This window comes from Deinococcus yavapaiensis KR-236 (genome assembly GCF_003217515.1).
Lineage (GTDB): Bacteria > Deinococcota > Deinococci > Deinococcales > Deinococcaceae > Deinococcus_A > Deinococcus_A yavapaiensis.
The window spans coordinates 72,978-88,775 of the sequence record NZ_QJSX01000007.1 but is presented as its reverse complement, the minus strand read 5'-3'; the positions used below and the strand labels follow the sequence as shown (position 1 = coordinate 88,775).

Below are 15,798 nucleotides of genomic sequence, written 5' to 3'. Positions count from 1 at the left end.
GTCACACCTCCTCTTCGGTTGCGGCCACGACGGGGCGGGCCGGGCGCGTCGAGTCATGGTCGGGCCGTGCCGAGCGCAGCGCCTCGACCATGTCCACGATGGCCGCGACGGCCGCGTCGGGCTGGTCGAGTTGGATGCTGTGGCCGCTGTGCCGCGCGAAGAACTGCCGGCTGTTGGAGGAGAGCTGCAGCAACCGAGCCTGCCGCGCCTGCCAGTCCGGCGTCGAATTCAGCCCTCTCGACAAGACGATCAACGGCAAGTCACCCAAGGTCGTCACGGCGCCCGCCTGCTTCAAACTCGTCGGCAGGCCCTCCGTTTCGTCCGCGAGGGTCCGGAAGTACCGTGGCGTGGCGAGCAACGCCAAGTACGTGGGGCCGACGTGCCGCGGCATGCCCTCCGTCAGGCCCAACGGTCCGGCCAGCAAGCGCACGAGCCCGACTCGTGCGGCCAGCCAGGCCAGCGAGACCGACGGAGCGTGCGAGGTCGCCACGACGGCAGCGTGCGAGGGTTGCGGGCTCATCGATTCGATCAGCACCACACCCGCCACCTCTGTCGGGTACCGCCGCGTGAACACTCGCACCGTCAAGCCGCCCATGGAGTGGCCGGCCAGCACGTACGGCCCCTCGACGCCTGCTCGTCGCAGCAGGGTATGCAGTTCCGCGGCGAACCGCTCGGCCGTGCGCGGCCACTCGCCCGGTTCACTGAAGCCCATGCCGGCTCGGTCGTAGGTGCAGACGCGCGTGGTTCTCGCCGCCAGGGCTTGTACCTGCATCCAAGACGTCGACCAGTCGCCCAGTCCGGCGTCGATGACCACCGTGGGGCCGCCGCGCCCCAGGCAGTGAAGGTGCAGTCGGTGGCCGCCCACGTTGATGAGCCGACCTGGAGGGCGGTAGGTCAGGGCGTCGGACGCCTCGGAGGCCGTTTCGTAAGAGGTCCCGAGCATCAGCAGGCCCAGGGCCAGCAGCAGCCAGCGACTCAGCAGGTGAAACCGGGCCTTGAGGAGGAACCGAATGTCGGGCCGCTTGGCTCTCGGGGGTTGTTCGTGCTGAATCATCTCGTCCTTCCGAAGCGCGGCGTCGCCGCGGTCGTCCGCCGCCGATCTTGGCGGCGTGGGAGGTGCGCCCTGAACCTCGTGGCTCACCGCGAGCGGCGAAGCGTCGCTCGGTTCGCTCACGAAACACGCGCCCGCTGGTTCGGCGACCGGACGCGTCGATTTCCGCGCCGTCTCACGAGCGGGTCGAGCGCCCACACGCCCAGGGCGGCGAGCACGCCCAGCAGCAGGGGGCGGTAGACGGCCTTGCCCGACCAGCCTCGCCCGCGCAGGTCGGTCGGGCCGAAGCGGTATTCCAGGCGTCGAGCGGCGAACCGAGCGGTGGGGACGTCTTGCCGAGCGGCCAAGTCGGTCAGCGCACGATCGAAGGGAAAGCCGAGCCCTTCGAGGGTCAGCGCCGGGAAGTGGCTTCGTGCCGAGTCGAAGCGGGGAAGCAGCCGCAGTCCGTAGCGGGACGTGACGCCCGAAGCGCTCGGCGCGGTCGTGGCCAGCCGAGCCGCCGAGCTCGCGGCGTAGGTGTCGAACAGGGCGGCGAGGGTCAGCTCGTCCATGCCGTCGCGCAGCGCCACCCCGTACGTGGGACGATCCCAGAGGAAGGCCGCGTTGAGCAGGGTGATGGCGTCGGACGGCGCGAGGCGGTAGGGCGTCATGCGAGGATCGTCGAGAAATCGGGCGCCGGGATAGTTCAGCGCCCGGGCCGTTCGCATCGCCTCCTCGCGGCTCGTCAAGCGGGCGAGGACGTGCAAGCTGGCGTCGATGCCCGAGAGGAGGCCCGCCGAGCTCACGATCCGCCCTTCGTCCACGTACCGCTCGCCGCGCACCCACTTCACGCGGGGGTGCTTTTTCGACAGCCAGCCCAGATCACCCCAGTGGGCTGTTGCCTGCCGACCGTCGAGCAGACCCGTCTCGGCGAGGGCGTCCGCTCCGGTGCAGATACTCAACAGGAGGCTGGTGTCCGTCTTGCCTCGCGCGCGCAGCCATGACAGCAAGGAGCGGTTCTGCTCGGCGCGGATCGTGGGGATGTTGGGAATGACGATCACCGCCGGTCCTCCGGGCACCGCTCGGTCGAGGGCGGCGAGGCTGAAGTGCGGCAGGAGGTCGAGGCCGCCCGTCAGCACCACGGGCGTCGCGTCAGGAGCGACGGTGACGACGTTGAACCGCCCGGAAGCCGCGAAGACCGCGTAGGGAGCGAGGACATCCGCGACTTCCGAAACGTCCGCGCCGAGAACGACGGCGACGGTGGGCTTGGCGGGATCGAGGGTCGGGGCGGGCGGCCGGGCTTCCGAGGTTCGAAGCGGCGACGGCGCTCGCTGCTCGGTCGTCGCTCGGCTCAAATTCACCACGCCCACGAGGGCGGGCGCGACGAGGAAGGCGGTCAGGGACAGGCCGACCCTGAGCAATGACGGCATGGTCTTGCTCCTTTCGGAAAGGAAAATGTTCGAGCGTCGGCGGACGTCAGGAAGGGCGAACGGATGCGACGCGCGCCTCGGAGGGCGAGGTGCCGTGGTGATCGCGCCACACGCGCCGGAAGTGGCGCGGATCGTCGAAGCCGCTGCGCGCGGCGATGGCCTCGAGGGTCAGACGCGGATCGTGCATGAGTTGCGCGGCGAGTTCCAAGCGCAGTTTCTGCTGGTATTCGAAGGGCGTGAGACCCGTGTGCTGCCGAAACGCCTTGGTGAGACCGCGGGCGCTCATGCGCGCGATGCCGGCGAGAGCGTCGAGCGTCGAGCGTTCGGTGGGATGCTGGGCGAGGTGGTCTTGCACGCGGTGTACGCCCGGGTGCAGGTGGGTACGGTGGTCGAGGTAGACGCTGCCCTGACCGTGCGAGGCGTCTCGCCGCAGGTACACCACCAGGTAGCGCGCGACCTTCGCGGTGAGTTGTGGGCCATGCTCGCGCTCGATGAGGGCAAGCGCCATGTCGATTCCGGAAGCGATGCCCGCACTCGTGGTAATTCGTCCGTCATGCGTGAAGAGCACGCCGTCTTGCACGTGCGCGTCGGGGTAACGCTCGCGCATCAAGTCGATCATGGACCAGTGGGTGGTGCAGCGTCTGCCGTCGAGCAGTCCGGCCTCACCGAGGGCGACGGCCCCGCTGCAGATGGACGCCACCTCCGCACCTTGCCGGTAAGCTTCGCGCAGCCAGGTGAGGACGCGCGGGTCGTACAGCGGCTGTCCAGGCGCGGGCGTGGACACCCTGGGGCCGGGCACGAGCACGAGGTCGTCCTGGCACGGCGTTGGCGGAAGCGTGAAGGAACCGAGCGGTAAGCCTTGGGCGCTCAGGACGTTTGTCGTGAAGGCGTGGAACTCCAACGCGTAGGGAGCGCCGAAGCGCGCGGCGGTCTCGAAGACTTGAACGGGGCCGCCGAGGTCGAGGACGTTCACCTGGGGCAAGACCAGGACCAACACCCGGCGCGGTGGGCGCGACCCGTCGCTTGGCGGATTGGAGAACCCGAGGGAGTCGGTCATGCCCCGAGCTTAAGCGCCGCCAGACGGCTTGAACAGGGACGCGAACGTGATTGTGCGGGCGGATATGGCACTGACCAGGCGGGGACTACGCTTCGTGCCGATGACCGTACGAACGTCGGCAGCCGCGCCGTTCGCCTTCGGGCAGGAGGAACAGGAGGCAGTCGAGCTCGCCGAGGAGGACCGAACGGAAGAGGAGGAACGTGGATCACACGTTCCTCCTCTTCGAGCGGCCGAGGTCGGGTTACTTGATTTTGAAGTTCGCGCTGATCTTCGAGCCGTCCGCGAGGGTCACGGTCACCGTGTAGCACATGCCCGCCGTTTTCGGTGTTTGCCAGTTGTACACGAACTGACCGGCGGTCGTGTCGTACCGCAAGTTCGTGCCGCCCGTCGCGACGACCGTCACGTCGTCCGCGGGAACGCTGGGCTGACAGCTCACCTTCGTCCACGTCAGCGGCTTGATCGCGTCGACGCTCGTCTTCTCGGTCGATCCGAACACCCGGAACTTCAAGGGAACGGTCGATCCGCCCTTGACGGTGTTGTACACGGCCTTGCCCATGTCCACCGGCTGGAAGAAGCCTTCCGTTCTCCAAGCCAGCACGCTGTACTTACGCTCCAATTTCGCAGTGTTCGTGGCGTTATCGGTCGCCGTCGCCGTCAAGGTGTGCTGGCCGATGCTGCTCGCGTAGCCGCTCACGTTGCAGCTGGCCAGGCCCGACAAGGCGTCGCTCGCGCTGCATCCGAGGGGAGCGGCGGGAACTTCGCCCCAGTAGAAGCTACTGTTGTCGTTGATGACGGGGTTCGAGCCGAAGTCGAATTGAAGGTTGGTGGGCGGGGTCTTGTCGATGAACGCCGATATCGTTCGGGTGGTGCTGTTCCCCGCTTGGTCCTTGACGACGCGGCTGCTCGTGGTGGGCGTCGTCGTATCGACGGATTCGGCGGACGCCGTGAGGGTGAACGCCGCGTCGTTCGAGTCGGCGAGACCGGACGTGGCGTCGCTCGCCGTGAAGTTGTTGATGAAGTCGCTGTTGCGCCACGCCGTCTCGATTTGATCGGCGGGTTGAACCACCGGGGCGGTGGCGTCGCGCTTGATGGTGATGGAGTTCGTGCTCGTTCCGCCGGCGCTCGTCGCGGAGCACGTGTACGTGTTGCCGACGAACGGCGTGTCGCTGCTGATGATGACCGTGTCGCAGCCCGTCTTCGTGAGGATCGTCGCGCTTTCGGGATCGGAGATGTCCCATTTCAACTCGACGTCGCTGGTGTACCAGCCGTTCTCGCCGAGCGTGCCGCTCACGATGACGGGGGTGATGACCGGACCGGTGGTGTCGGCGACGTTCGGCTGGACGATCGTGATCGTCAACTTGCTGACGGCGTTCGTGGAGGTGTACGTGCTGCCGGAAGCGCCGCCACTGGCGCTCGTGGTGAGGGTGACGACCGTGCCCGGCACGGCGGAGGAAGAGACCGCGTAGTTGAACGTGGCAGGATTGGCCGTTCCGCACTTGACGTCCAAGACCACGCCGCTCGAGATGACGCCGGGATGGCTGGAGGTGACTTGCACGTTGACATTGGGAACCGAGGGACCGCCTGTCGCGTTGCAGCCGTTTTTCCCGTCATCGTTGGTGGGATGGAGGTAGATGGGAATGCTGCCCGACTCACCGGGAGCGGCCGTGATGTTGCCGGGCACCGTGACGGTGTTCGTCTGGTCGTTCACGACGACGATGTCGAGCGGTTTGACGGGACTGGGCGTGCCCGCCAAGTTCTGCTGGCCGCAGGCGGCGAGCATGAGCAGGGCAGTACAACCGACGACGTAATGGTGAATCTTGCGCATGGTGCTGCTCCTTGGGAAGTAGCGATACGGCGGAATCCTGCTGCCGGGGCAGTTGGGAGCGGACTTCATCGCATTCCTCCGACGATCTCAGCGCAGGCGTCATGAGCTCTTCGTGGAATTTTCGACTGCACGTATCGTACTCACGTGGTACTGACAGAGTTCTTACACTCATCGGTGAGTCGGCCAGCTCGAACAACAGCTTCCGCTCCGGAAGCCGCCGAGTTCACAGGAGCTTTGCCACGAAGCCGTGCCTTCAACGCCCTCGAGTCAACCGTTCGACATGACCCGAAGCGGCGTCACGGACCCTCGAGCAAGAACGCGGCTTTCTCGTCGGCGCGCTGTTTTCCAGGCGCGCCGACGCCGTGGAGTTCACGTCAGCGGGCGACCGCCGTCGACAGGAATCACGCAGCCCGTGCTGAGCGTCAGGAGGGTCGCGGCGGCCAAGACGGCCCGCGCGACTTCTTCGGGTCGAGCGATGCGTCCGAGCGGTGTGCGGTTCGCCTGCGCCTCGATCAGCTCGGGCGGCATGCGCCGCGCGTACTCGCCTTGGACCCAACCGGGCGAGACGCTCACGACGCGAATCTCGGCCGAGGCTGCGCGTCATGGAATCGAGGGCGGCTTTGCTGGCGCAGTACGCGACGTTGCTGCCTATCCCGGTTCGTCCGGCGATCGAGCTGATGTTCACGACCAGGCCGCCTTCGTCGGCGCGCAGAAGGGGAGCGAACGCGTGAACGCACGCGAAGGCGCCGCGGACGTTCACGCGAAAGATGGTATCGATCCAGTCGTCGCTGAGCCCCTCGAGGTTCTCGTGAGGAACGGGAGTCGTGACGCCCGCGTTGTTCACGAGGACGTCCAAACGGCCCTCGGTGCTTCGCACGCTTTCGGCGGCGAGTGCGACGGACGCGCCGTCGTCCACTTGAACGCGCAGGGCGCGGCGCGGCCCGTCGAGTTGCGAGGCGAGGTGCTCGGCGCGCGCCACGCGAGTAGCCGACGAGGACGGTCGCGCCCGACGCGGCAAGTTCACAGCAGATGCTGGCGCCGAAGGCATGGCCGCGCACGCCGTGACGATGCGCAGGCGCATCCGTGAATGAGGAAGCGCCCCGCTCGGCGCTCGACGCTCCGACCGTGCAGCGCCTCGCGGCGCTCTCGGGCGTGCACGTCACCCTGACCGACCCGCGAAACGCCGCGCTCGCCCTCGAAGTGATCTTGCGAGCCGACGCGCGCGTCATCGAGCTCGGCCTCGGCACCCTTCAGCCCTTCAAAGGCCTGGAAGGAGGCGAGTCGTGAGCGGCACCCCTCGAGTTCGGGTTCATCACGCACCTCGCGGCGCAGTACCGCGCGGGCCAAGTCTCCCCCGTCGAGGTCACGCGGATGTGCCTGGACCGCCTCCATGCCGCACAGCCGACCTTGAACGCCTTCATCACCGTTACCGAGGACGCCGCGCTTCGCGAGGAACTTGCGAGCGGGACGCGACCTCGGTCCCCTGCATGGCATTCCCATTGCCGTCAAGGACCTCGTGGACACCGAGGGCGTCCGCACCACCTGCGCCTCGCGCATTCTCGCCGACCGCGTTCCCGACCGGGACGCCTCCATCGCGACGCGCCTGCGTGAAGCGGGCGGGGCGTGCCTCGGGAAGACCATCATGCCCGAGTTCCCCTCGGGCTTCAACTCGTCACGCCGCCCGGAACCGACTCGGTCTGCCTGGCGCTCGGCGCAGCCATGGAACCCCTTCTCCCGTCCCCGCCAGCGACGCGGGCGGGGAACGCGACGCTCGGCTCGCGAGGCTGGAGTCACCTAGGGCACACCGACGAAGCGGGCTCCTTGGTCGGGTCACGCTTCACGGAAACGACGGAAAGCACGCGTGAAGCGCAGCGCGTATGCTGCCTCCAGGAACCATCATGACTTCTCCTTCGCGCGCACCCATCGTCGTGGTCGGCGGCGGCATCCTCGGCTGCTCGGTCGCCTACTTCCTCGCCCGCCATCCCGGCGCGCCGCGCGTCGTCGTGCTCGAACCCGACGCCAGCTACGCCCGCGCCTCCACTCCCCGCTCCGCCAGCGCCATTCGCACCCAATTCCACCTCGGCGCCAACGTCGCCTTGTCCCGCGTCGGGTACGACTTCTACAAGAACGCCTCCGAGCACCTCGGCGTGAACGACGAGATCGTCGACCTTCGCTTCCAGGACTGTCCGTACTTGGTGCTCGCCGCGCCTCGAGGCGTCGCCCGCCTGCGTGACGCGCACGAGCAACAAGTCCGCCACGGCGCGCACGTCGCGTTCCTGGACGTCGAGACGCTGACGCACCGCTTGCCGTGGTTGCGTCCGAACGGTCTCGGGGCCGGAACCCTCGGGCAAGGAGGGGAAGGCTGGTTCGATCCTAGGCGCGCCCTCGACGCGTTGAGGCGAAAAGCCGAATCGCTCGGCGCCGAGTTCCTTCCCCGGCGCGCGATCGCGATGGACGTTCGGCGTGAGCGGGTGGAACGCGTCCACCTCGACGACGGCACCTCCTTGACGGTGGAGAGCGTCGTGAACGCCGCCGGAGCGCAAGCGGGCCGGGTGGCGGCGCAGGCAGGCGTGCCGTTGCCGGTCGAGTCGCGTAAACGCAGCGCCTTCGTGTTCCACGCGGACACGCCCCCGGTGGGCTTCGTGAACCTCGTCGAGCCCCTGCCGGACGGACGAGGGCTGTACGCGAGGCCGTACGGAGGCGGATTCATGGCGGTGACGTCGCCGTTGCCGCACGACGATCCGGACACCGAGGACCTCGGCGTGGATCACGCGTTGTTCGAGGAGGTGCTGCGTCCGGCGTTGGCGCGTCGCGTGCGCGGCTTCGAGCGCGTGACGCTGGTGGACGCTTGGGCGGGACATTACGAGCTGAACACCTTCGATCAGAACGCCGTGATCGGTCCGCACCCGGATATGCGGAACTTGCTGTTCGCGTGCGGCTTGAGCGGCCACGGCGTGATGCACGCGCCGGGAATCGGGCGTGGCGTGGCGGAGGTGCTGCTCGACGGGCGGTACACCACGCTGGATTTGAGCGTGTTCGAATTCGAGCGGTTGCGGCGAGGCGTGCGGCTCGATGACGTGCAGCCGAGCGAGCAACGCGAGCACGCCGCGGGCATTTGAGCGAGTCCTCCTGGCCGTCGTTCGCTTCGGCCACCGAGGTGGCGTCGTCCACGCCGCGACAAAGCGAGGTAAGCTGAACGGGGAGAATCCATGTCGACACGTTCACTTCCCGTGCTGCTCGCCGAAGACAACGAAGGGTATTCGTACCTGACGCGTCGACTTCTCGAACGCATCAATCCCGCTTTCGACGTGCAGGTGGCGCGCGACGGCCAAGAAGCCCTGTCGGCGGTACGCGAGCATCCTCCGCGCTTGATGCTGCTCGACCTCGTGATGCCCTCCTTGTCCGGCTTGGAGTTGCTGCGGCACTTGAAAAGCGATCCGAGCACCTCGGCGATGCCCATCATCGTGCTGACCGGGCACGACGACGATCACAACGTGCGCGGCGCGTACCAGCAGTACGCGAACGCCGTGCTGATCAAGCCCGACACGCCCGAGCGACTCCAGGCGGCCTTGAGCGCCTTGAACGCCTTTTGGTTTCACCACGTGCTGTTCGCGCCCGACCGTCCCCCTTCATCCGAGCTCTCGTGACGCCGCACGAAGCGCTTGCTGCTACACTCCTCGCAAAGGCGTCGGCCCGCCTCGAGCTCGACGGAAGCATATTGACGTATGACGAACTCTGACCAATGGATCGTACAAGCCGTACAGCATGACCCGGACGCGTTGCTGCAACGCTGGGTCGGCGAGCAATTGGCCTCGGCCACGTTTCGCCGTGATTTGATCGGGGAAGCGGAACTGCGCATGCAATCGCAAGACTTCTTGCGGCATTTCACGCGCGCCGTGCAAAGCGGCGCCTTGAACGACGTTCAAGGCGAGCCGTGGACGGGCGTGCGCGCGTTCCTGGAAAGCTTGTCGAGGCAACGCGCCGCTCAAGGCTTCACCTTCTCGGAAGTCGCGACGTTCGTCTTCTCGTTCAAGCAACCGCTGTTCGAGCGTCTGCGTGCCGACACCTCCATCGTGGATCTCGCCGAGGCGTTGTGGACGATCACGACGCTCCTCGACCGCTTGGGGCTTTACACCGTCGAGGTGTACCAACGCAGCCGTGAAACGATCATCGAGCGGCAACGCCAAGAGATGCTCGAACTCTCGACGCCCGTCGTGAAAGTCTGGGAAGGCGTCGTGGCGTTGCCGCTCATCGGCACCCTCGACAGCGAGCGCACGCAAATCGTGATGGAGACGCTTCTCACGCGCATCGTCGAGACGAGCGCGACGATCGCGATCATCGACATCACCGGCGTTCCGACCGTCGACACGCTCGTCGCGCAGCACCTGCTGCGCACGGTGGCAGCCGCGCAACTCATGGGCACGGAGTGCATCATCAGCGGCATCCGCCCTCAAATCGCGCAGACCATCGTGCATCTCGGCATCGACCTCAGCGGCGTCCTTACGAAAGCGTCCCTCGCGGACGCCATTCAAGTCGCCATGGAACGCAGCGGCTTCCGCGTCGCGCGCGGTCCGCTCGCGTAACGGCGGCATGGACCGCCTTCCGATTCTCAAGCTCGGCGATTGCCTGCTCGTCACGATTCAAGTGGACATGCACGATCGGCTCGCGCTCGCTTTGCAAGACGACCTCACGAACATGATCGTCAAGACGGGCGCGCGCGGCGTGCTCATCGACATTTCCGCGCTCGACATCGTCGACTCGTTCATCGGTCGGGTGCTCGGCAACATCGCCGCGATGAGCCGCGTGCTCGACGCGGACACGATGATCGTCGGCATGCAACCGGCCGTGGCGATCACGCTCGTGGAACTCGGCGTGACGTGGAAGCACGTGCGCACCGCCTTGAACGTAGAGCAAGGCATGGGGCGTCTGCGCGCCTCCATCGACGCGCGGCGCACCGAATTCGGGGGCGGGCGTGACGACCGCTTCTCTTGACACGTTGCCGATTCGCAGCGAAGAAGACGTGGTGCGCGTGCGGCACGCGGTGCGACAACTGGCCGTGGACACGCGCTTCAGCCTCGTCGAGCAGACGAAACTCGTCACGGCCGCCTCGGAGCTCGCGCGTAACACGCTCATTCACGGCGGCGGCGGCCTCGCGCGCCTCGAGCGCGTCGAGCTGGGCGGACGCATCGGCGTGCGCCTCACCTTCGAAGATCAAGGCCCCGGGATTCCCGATGTGGCGCGCGCGCTTCAAGACGGCTTTACCACGGGCGGCGGTCTCGGTCTCGGCCTCGGCGGCTCCAAGAGGCTCATGAGCGACTTCGAAGTTCAGTCCACCCCCGGGGTGGGCACGCGCGTCATCGCGACGAAATGGAAGTGACGATGTGCGCGAAAGCTTGAAGTGCGCCGTGCAAGAAGACAGCGGTGTCGGCGAGGCGCGACGCGCGAGCGTGACGCTCGCGCGCATCCTCGGCATGACGGAAGTGCGGCAAGGCGAAGTGGCGATCATCGTCACGGAACTCGCGTCGAACCTCGTGAAGCACGCGCGTGGCGGCGAATTGCTCGTGCAACCGTTCGAGCTCGAAGGCGTGACGGGCCTCGACGTGCTGGCGCTCGACCGTGGGCCGGGCGTGGCGCGACCCGCCGAGGTGCTGCGCGACGGGTACTCCACGGCGGGCACGCCGGGCACCGGCCTTGGCGCCGTGCGGCGTCTGGCGAGCGTGTTCGATTTCCACTCGGTGCCCGACCTCGGTACGGCCGTGCTCGCCCGCATGTACACCACGCCGCCGCAGGCTTCCTCGGCGTTCGACTTCGGGGTGCTGCTCGTCGCGCATCCTCGCGAGCGCGTGTGCGGAGACGGCGTGGCGATCAGCGTGCGTGGCGGACATCTCGGCGCGCTCCTCGTCGACGGCCTCGGGCACGGAGTAGGCGCGCACGAGGCGGCGCGCGCTGCCTTGGACGCGTTTCACGCGCACGCCGCCGCCGCGCCGTACGACGTGCTCGCCGCCGTGCATCACGGCTTGCGCGGCACGCGCGGCGGCGTGGCGGGCGTGGCGCGCGTGCAGCCGAGCGACGGCGTCGTGACGTTCAGCGGCATGGGCAACGTCAGCGCGACGATCGTCACGGCCGAAGGACGGCGCGGCCTGGTATCGCAAAACGGCACGCTCGGCTTGACCACGCCGCGCGTGCACGAAGACACGCGCCCGTGGACGCGTGACAGCACGCTCGTGATGCACTCGGACGGTCTGACGTCCACTTGGAGCCTGGAGCGTTACCCGGGACTCTTGATGAAGCCCGCCACCCTCATCGCGGGCGTGCTTTACCGCGACTTCTCGCGGGACCGAGACGACGCGGGCGTACTGGTCGTGAAAGAGGCCCGCGCGTGAAGTTGCTGACGGTGCACGTGCAATCCGAGCAGGACTTGGTGGACGCGCGCGGGCGCGCCAAGCACCTCGCGGGCGCGCTCGGGCTCGGACCGCAAGAGCAAGCGCGCGTGGCCACCGTCGTGTCGGAACTCGCGCGCAACGCCTTGCGTTACGCGGGCGGCGGCACCGTGGAGTTCCACGTGGACACGAACGCCGCGCCGTTGACGCTGTCGATGACCGTGAGCGACCGCGGGCCGGGCATTCGCCAGCTGGACAAGGTGTTGAGCGGCACGTACGCGTCCACCACCGGGCTCGGCGTGGGCCTGCTCGGCTCGAAACGCCTCATGGACACCTTCGATGTGCGCGCGCGACCCGGCGGCGGAACGATCGTGGAAGTCGGCAAGCGCTTGCCGTCCGACGTCAACGCGGCGGATCTCCGACGCGCCGTGGACGCCCTCGCCCGCACACACCCCGTCGGCGTGCTCGGCGAGTTGCGAGAGCACAACCAAGAATTGATGGGCGCGCTCGCCGAACTCGCCGAGCGAGAAGAGCGCTTGCGGTCGCTCAACCAAGAGTTGGAAGAAACCAACCGCGGCGTGGTCGCGTTGTACGCGGAACTCGAAGAGAAAGCCGAGCGCTTGCGTGAAGCGAACGACCTCAAGTCGACGTTTTTGTCGTACATGAGTCACGAGTTCCGCACGCCGCTTCACTCGATTCTGGGCCTCGCCGGCTTTCTGCTCGCGCGCCTCGACGGGGACTTGACGGACGAGCAGCACAAGCAGGTCACGCTCATTCAAGGCGCGGCCAGCGATTTGCTGGCGATGGTCGGCGACTTGCTGGACCTCGCGAAAGTCGAGGCGGGCAAGACGGACGTGCACGTGTCGACGTTCGAAGTCGGTGCCTTGTTCGGCACCTTGCGCGCCTTGTTCGCGCCGCTCGTCACGAATCCGGACGTGAAGCTGGTCTTCGAGGAGCCGCTGGACGTACCGCGCCTCTCGACGGACGAAGGCAAGGTGTCGCAAGTGTTGCGCAACTTCATCGCCAACGCCCTCAAGTTCACGTCTCACGGCGATGTGCGCGTGTCCGCGTCGTACGACGCGTCGCGCGGCGTCGTACGTTTCGCGGTGCGTGACACGGGCATCGGCATCGCGCCCGGCGATCGAGAAAAGCTCTTTCAGGACTTTTCGCAGCTTCGCACGCCGATGATGAAGGTGCCGCGCGGCACGGGCCTCGGCTTGTCGATCGCGCGCACCTTCACCGAGTTGCTCGGTGGGCACGTCGGCGTCATCAGCACCCTCGGCGAAGGCTCCGAGTTCTTCGCGGTTCTGCCCGCGGTGTACGCGGGGATCGCCGCCTCGAACGTTCCACTCGTCCTGCCCGAGCAAGACGGCTCGGCGGTGCAAAGCGGCACCGTCCTGCTCGTGGACGATCAAGCCTCGGATCGGTATTTGCTGAGGACGCTGCTCCAACGCGAAGGCTTCACCGTGCAAGAAGCGCACCACGGACAGGCGGGGCTTTCCGCGGCGCGCACACGCGCGCACCGCGTCATCGTGCTCGACCTCAACTTGCCCGACGTGTCCGGACAGGAGGTCTTGCAGGCTTTACGAGCCGACGAGGCGACGCGCGATGTCCCGGTGTTGATCGTCACGTCGCAACCGCTGACGGACGCGCTTCACCGCGAGTTTCAAGCGCTGGGCGCGTCCGCGCACGCCAAAGAGCGGTTGTATCAAGGTGACAACGCGACCTTCACGGCGGCGCTGCGCGGCGCGGCCGCGCGTTCGGAGGAAGGCCGTGCCTGACAGCGCGCCGCCACGCGTGCTGATCGTCGACGACAACGACGCCGGACGGTACGTGCTGGTTCGCACGCTTCGGCACGGTGGGTACGACGTGCTGGAAGCCGCCACCGGCCGTACGGCCTTGGACGTGGCGCGCGACCTTCCGAGCGCGATCATCCTGGACGTGAACTTGCCGGACATGAGCGGCTTCGAAGTCGCGCGACTCGTGCGCGCCGAGGAGGAAACGGCGCACGTGCCGATTCTCATGGTGTCCGCCGCGCACTTGTCGAGCGCGGACCGCGTGATGGGCCTCGAGGGCGGCGCGGACGCGTACCTCACGCATCCGATCGAGCCCACGGTGCTGCTCGCGACCGTGCGAGCCTTGCTGCGCACGCAATCGGCCGAGGCGAACTTGCGCGAGCTCAACGAAGCGTTGGAGCGCACGGTCGCCGAACGCACGACGCAACTCGAGGAGCGCAACGCCGCGCTCGAAGCGCAAGCACGCCTCCTCGCGCGGCAAAAACAGGCATTGGAACTCGCCAACCAGGACCTCGAAGCGTTCGCGTACTCGGTGTCGCACGATTTACGCACGCCCGTGCGGCACATCAGCGGCTTCACGACCTTGCTGCGCCGCCGCCTGGAACGTTACCCGGACGAGCAGGCACACGCGTACATGAACACGATCGAGAGCGCCGCGCACACCATGAACGGGCTCATCGAAGCGCTGCTGACGTTGTCTCGAGCGTCGCGTGAAGAGTTGCGCTTCGAGCGCGTGGACGTGCAACGTCTCGTGCGCGACATACAGGCGGACTTGCACGCTCACACGCACGGACGCGACGTGACGTGGCGCGTCAAGTCGTTGCCGCTCGTGTGGGGAGACGCGCGATTGCTGCGCTCGGTGATGCAAAACCTGCTCGAAAACGCCGTGAAGTACACGCGGCACACGCCGAACCCTGTGATCGAAGTGTGGTCGGAAGCGAGCGTGGACGAAGACGTGATCTTCGTGCGCGACAACGGCGTCGGCTTCGACCCCAGGTACGAGCACAAGCTGTTCGGCGTCTTTCAGCGTTTGCATCACGAGCGGGACTTCGAAGGTACCGGCGTGGGTCTCGCGAACGTCAAGCGCGTCGTCGTGAGGCACGGCGGCCGCGTATGGGCCGAAGGCCACGTCGGTCAGGGCGCGCTGTTCGGCTTCTCGCTTCCCAAGGCGCCTTGAGAGAAGACCTCCCGACCGAAGCTGGCCTTGCCATCAGCGCCCACGAGCCTGGGAAGGCCGAAGGGCGCGCGGTCATCCTCGACCCAAGCGTCTAGGACCCGAGCTTTCACCCGCCAGACGAAAAAAAGCGTTCGTGCCGCGCATAAAGCATAAAGCGCGGCACTTCAGCAATTGGGGTTTTGAGCGCTCAGGCTCACGGGTACAGATCGTACCCCGCCTCGTTCAACAAGCGCTCCAAGCGATTTTTGGCTTCGCGCAAGGCTTCGATGCGTTCCGCTTGGAAGTACACTTTCGTGGGTCGTGACGGCTTGCTTTTCGCGACGTCCCACTGCACGTCGGCCACCTCGTCTTGCAAGCGCAAGGCCGCGAGCGCGGCGTGAATGGCCTTTGGTGGAATGTGGGCTTCGATGGCCATGTCGTCTTTCGGCATTCGTCTCCTGTTCGCCGACGTTCGCGGCTGGTCGTGCCGGATTCCTTGAACGTTCGAAGATCACCGCATCACGGCGCTTCGGTCAAGGCGGAAGTTGCACACGACCTCGAGATCGTTTTGGGGACGTACGGTTCATGGTCCGCGCTCGAAACGAGAGCAGAGAGAATCGAGTTCGATTCTCTCTGCTCTTATCGCAGGCTCGTCGCGGCGCGCCGAATTACCAGCGGCTGTCGCGACGGGGACGTTCGGCGTACTCGCTCACGGGAGCCGCTTTCGTCACCACGATGTTCTTGGCTTGCGGGCCTTTGCCGCGCTGGCCAGGCTCGATTTCGAATTCGACTTCGTCGCCTTCGTTGAGCTTCTTGAAGCCCGAACCTTGGATGGCGCTGAAGTGCGCGAACACGTCGGCGCTGCCCGCCGTCTCGATGAAACCAAAGCCTTTTTCTGCGTTGAACCACTTCACTTTACCAACAGCCATGTCATACTCCTCGCGTTCCAAAAACGGAGTCGCCCACCGTGATTCACCCGGTGCGCGTCTCATTCACTGCGTCCTTTGGAAAACTACTTCGTCAGTGTAACTCGACTTGTCGTTTCCAATCCTGGCACGGACCACAAAAGACCCAGCCTTCTCGCCGAAAGGCAGTCATGGAACAATGTGGACGTCAGGCACCCC

Annotated in this window: 16 protein-coding genes and 1 pseudogene; 10 read left to right on the top strand and 7 right to left on the bottom strand. The window is 66.6% G+C overall.

Annotated features, from left to right (window positions below; genetic code table 11):
- Position 1 precedes the first annotated feature (1 nt).
- From DES52_RS10285 to DES52_RS10265, 5 genes and pseudogenes are all read right to left on the bottom strand, one after another.
- A complete protein-coding gene (locus DES52_RS10285) occupies positions 2 to 1,174 on the bottom strand; it encodes an alpha/beta fold hydrolase (protein WP_110886731.1) in 1,173 nt (390 codons plus the stop codon).
- Positions 1,171 to 2,460 (bottom strand): DJ-1/PfpI family protein, encoded by a 1,290-nt coding sequence (locus tag DES52_RS10280; protein ID WP_110886730.1) that lies wholly within the window; start codon positions 2,458 to 2,460, stop codon positions 1,171 to 1,173. Before DES52_RS10280 ends, DES52_RS10285 begins: the two co-directional genes overlap by 4 nt.
- A gap of 46 nt (positions 2,461 to 2,506) precedes the next feature.
- On the bottom strand, positions 2,507 to 3,517 hold the full coding sequence (locus DES52_RS10275) for a GlxA family transcriptional regulator (protein ID WP_110886729.1): 1,011 nt from the start codon (positions 3,515 to 3,517) through the stop codon (positions 2,507 to 2,509).
- 241 nt (positions 3,518 to 3,758) lie between these two features.
- Entirely contained in the window at positions 3,759 to 5,342 is a 1,584-nt protein-coding gene (locus tag DES52_RS10270) for a PxKF domain-containing protein (RefSeq protein WP_110886728.1), read from the bottom strand.
- 369 nt (positions 5,343 to 5,711) lie between these two features.
- Positions 5,712 to 6,390, bottom strand: a pseudogene (locus tag DES52_RS10265) (SDR family NAD(P)-dependent oxidoreductase).
- Positions 6,391 to 6,425: 35 nt separating this feature from the next.
- Between DES52_RS10265 and DES52_RS23270 the strand changes: the two are divergent.
- The 10 genes from DES52_RS23270 to DES52_RS10220 all read left to right on the top strand — a co-directional run bounded on the left by DES52_RS23270 (position 6,426) and on the right by DES52_RS10220 (position 14,695).
- A complete protein-coding gene (locus DES52_RS23270) occupies positions 6,426 to 6,629 on the top strand; it encodes a hypothetical protein (RefSeq protein ID WP_211317899.1) in 204 nt (67 codons plus the stop codon).
- Between the two features lie 169 nt (positions 6,630 to 6,798).
- Positions 6,799 to 7,140 (top strand): amidase family protein, encoded by a 342-nt coding sequence (locus DES52_RS10260; protein ID WP_211317898.1) that lies wholly within the window; start codon positions 6,799 to 6,801, stop codon positions 7,138 to 7,140.
- Between the two features lie 100 nt (positions 7,141 to 7,240).
- Entirely contained in the window at positions 7,241 to 8,461 is a 1,221-nt protein-coding gene (locus DES52_RS10255; RefSeq protein ID WP_170130989.1) for an NAD(P)/FAD-dependent oxidoreductase, read from the top strand.
- Positions 8,462 to 8,551: 90 nt separating this feature from the next.
- Entirely contained in the window at positions 8,552 to 8,989 is a 438-nt protein-coding gene (locus tag DES52_RS10250) for a response regulator (protein ID WP_110886726.1), read from the top strand.
- Between the two features lie 78 nt (positions 8,990 to 9,067).
- On the top strand, positions 9,068 to 9,925 hold the full coding sequence (locus DES52_RS10245) for an STAS domain-containing protein (protein WP_110886725.1): 858 nt from the start codon (positions 9,068 to 9,070) through the stop codon (positions 9,923 to 9,925).
- Positions 9,926 to 9,932: 7 nt separating this feature from the next.
- Positions 9,933 to 10,334, top strand: coding sequence for an STAS domain-containing protein (locus tag DES52_RS10240; protein ID WP_110886724.1), 402 nt, complete (start codon positions 9,933 to 9,935; stop codon positions 10,332 to 10,334).
- Positions 10,315 to 10,719 carry an anti-sigma regulatory factor gene (locus tag DES52_RS10235; protein ID WP_110886723.1) on the top strand — a complete coding sequence of 135 codons (405 nt, stop codon included), beginning with the start codon at positions 10,315 to 10,317 and terminating at the stop codon, positions 10,717 to 10,719. Before DES52_RS10240 ends, DES52_RS10235 begins: the two co-directional genes overlap by 20 nt.
- Positions 10,720 to 10,723: 4 nt before the next feature.
- Positions 10,724 to 11,725 (top strand): ATP-binding SpoIIE family protein phosphatase, encoded by a 1,002-nt coding sequence (locus tag DES52_RS10230; protein WP_245900898.1) that lies wholly within the window; start codon positions 10,724 to 10,726, stop codon positions 11,723 to 11,725.
- Positions 11,722 to 13,503 carry an ATP-binding protein gene (locus DES52_RS10225; RefSeq protein WP_110886722.1) on the top strand — a complete coding sequence of 594 codons (1,782 nt, stop codon included), beginning with the start codon at positions 11,722 to 11,724 and terminating at the stop codon, positions 13,501 to 13,503. Before DES52_RS10230 ends, DES52_RS10225 begins: the two co-directional genes overlap by 4 nt.
- Positions 13,496 to 14,695: a sensor histidine kinase gene (locus DES52_RS10220; protein WP_146237249.1), complete on the top strand. Its 1,200-nt coding sequence runs from the start codon at positions 13,496 to 13,498 to the stop codon at positions 14,693 to 14,695. The genes DES52_RS10225 and DES52_RS10220 overlap by 8 nt, the downstream gene beginning before the upstream one ends.
- 193 nt (positions 14,696 to 14,888) lie before the next feature.
- Here the strand turns inward: DES52_RS10220 and DES52_RS10215 are convergent, their stop codons facing one another.
- Entirely contained in the window at positions 14,889 to 15,125 is a 237-nt protein-coding gene (locus DES52_RS10215) for a hypothetical protein (protein ID WP_110886720.1), read from the bottom strand.
- A gap of 217 nt (positions 15,126 to 15,342) precedes the next feature.
- Positions 15,343 to 15,603, bottom strand: a complete 261-nt coding sequence (locus DES52_RS10210; protein WP_110886719.1) for a cold-shock protein — start codon at positions 15,601 to 15,603, stop codon at positions 15,343 to 15,345.
- Positions 15,604 to 15,798: the final 195 nt, after the last annotated feature.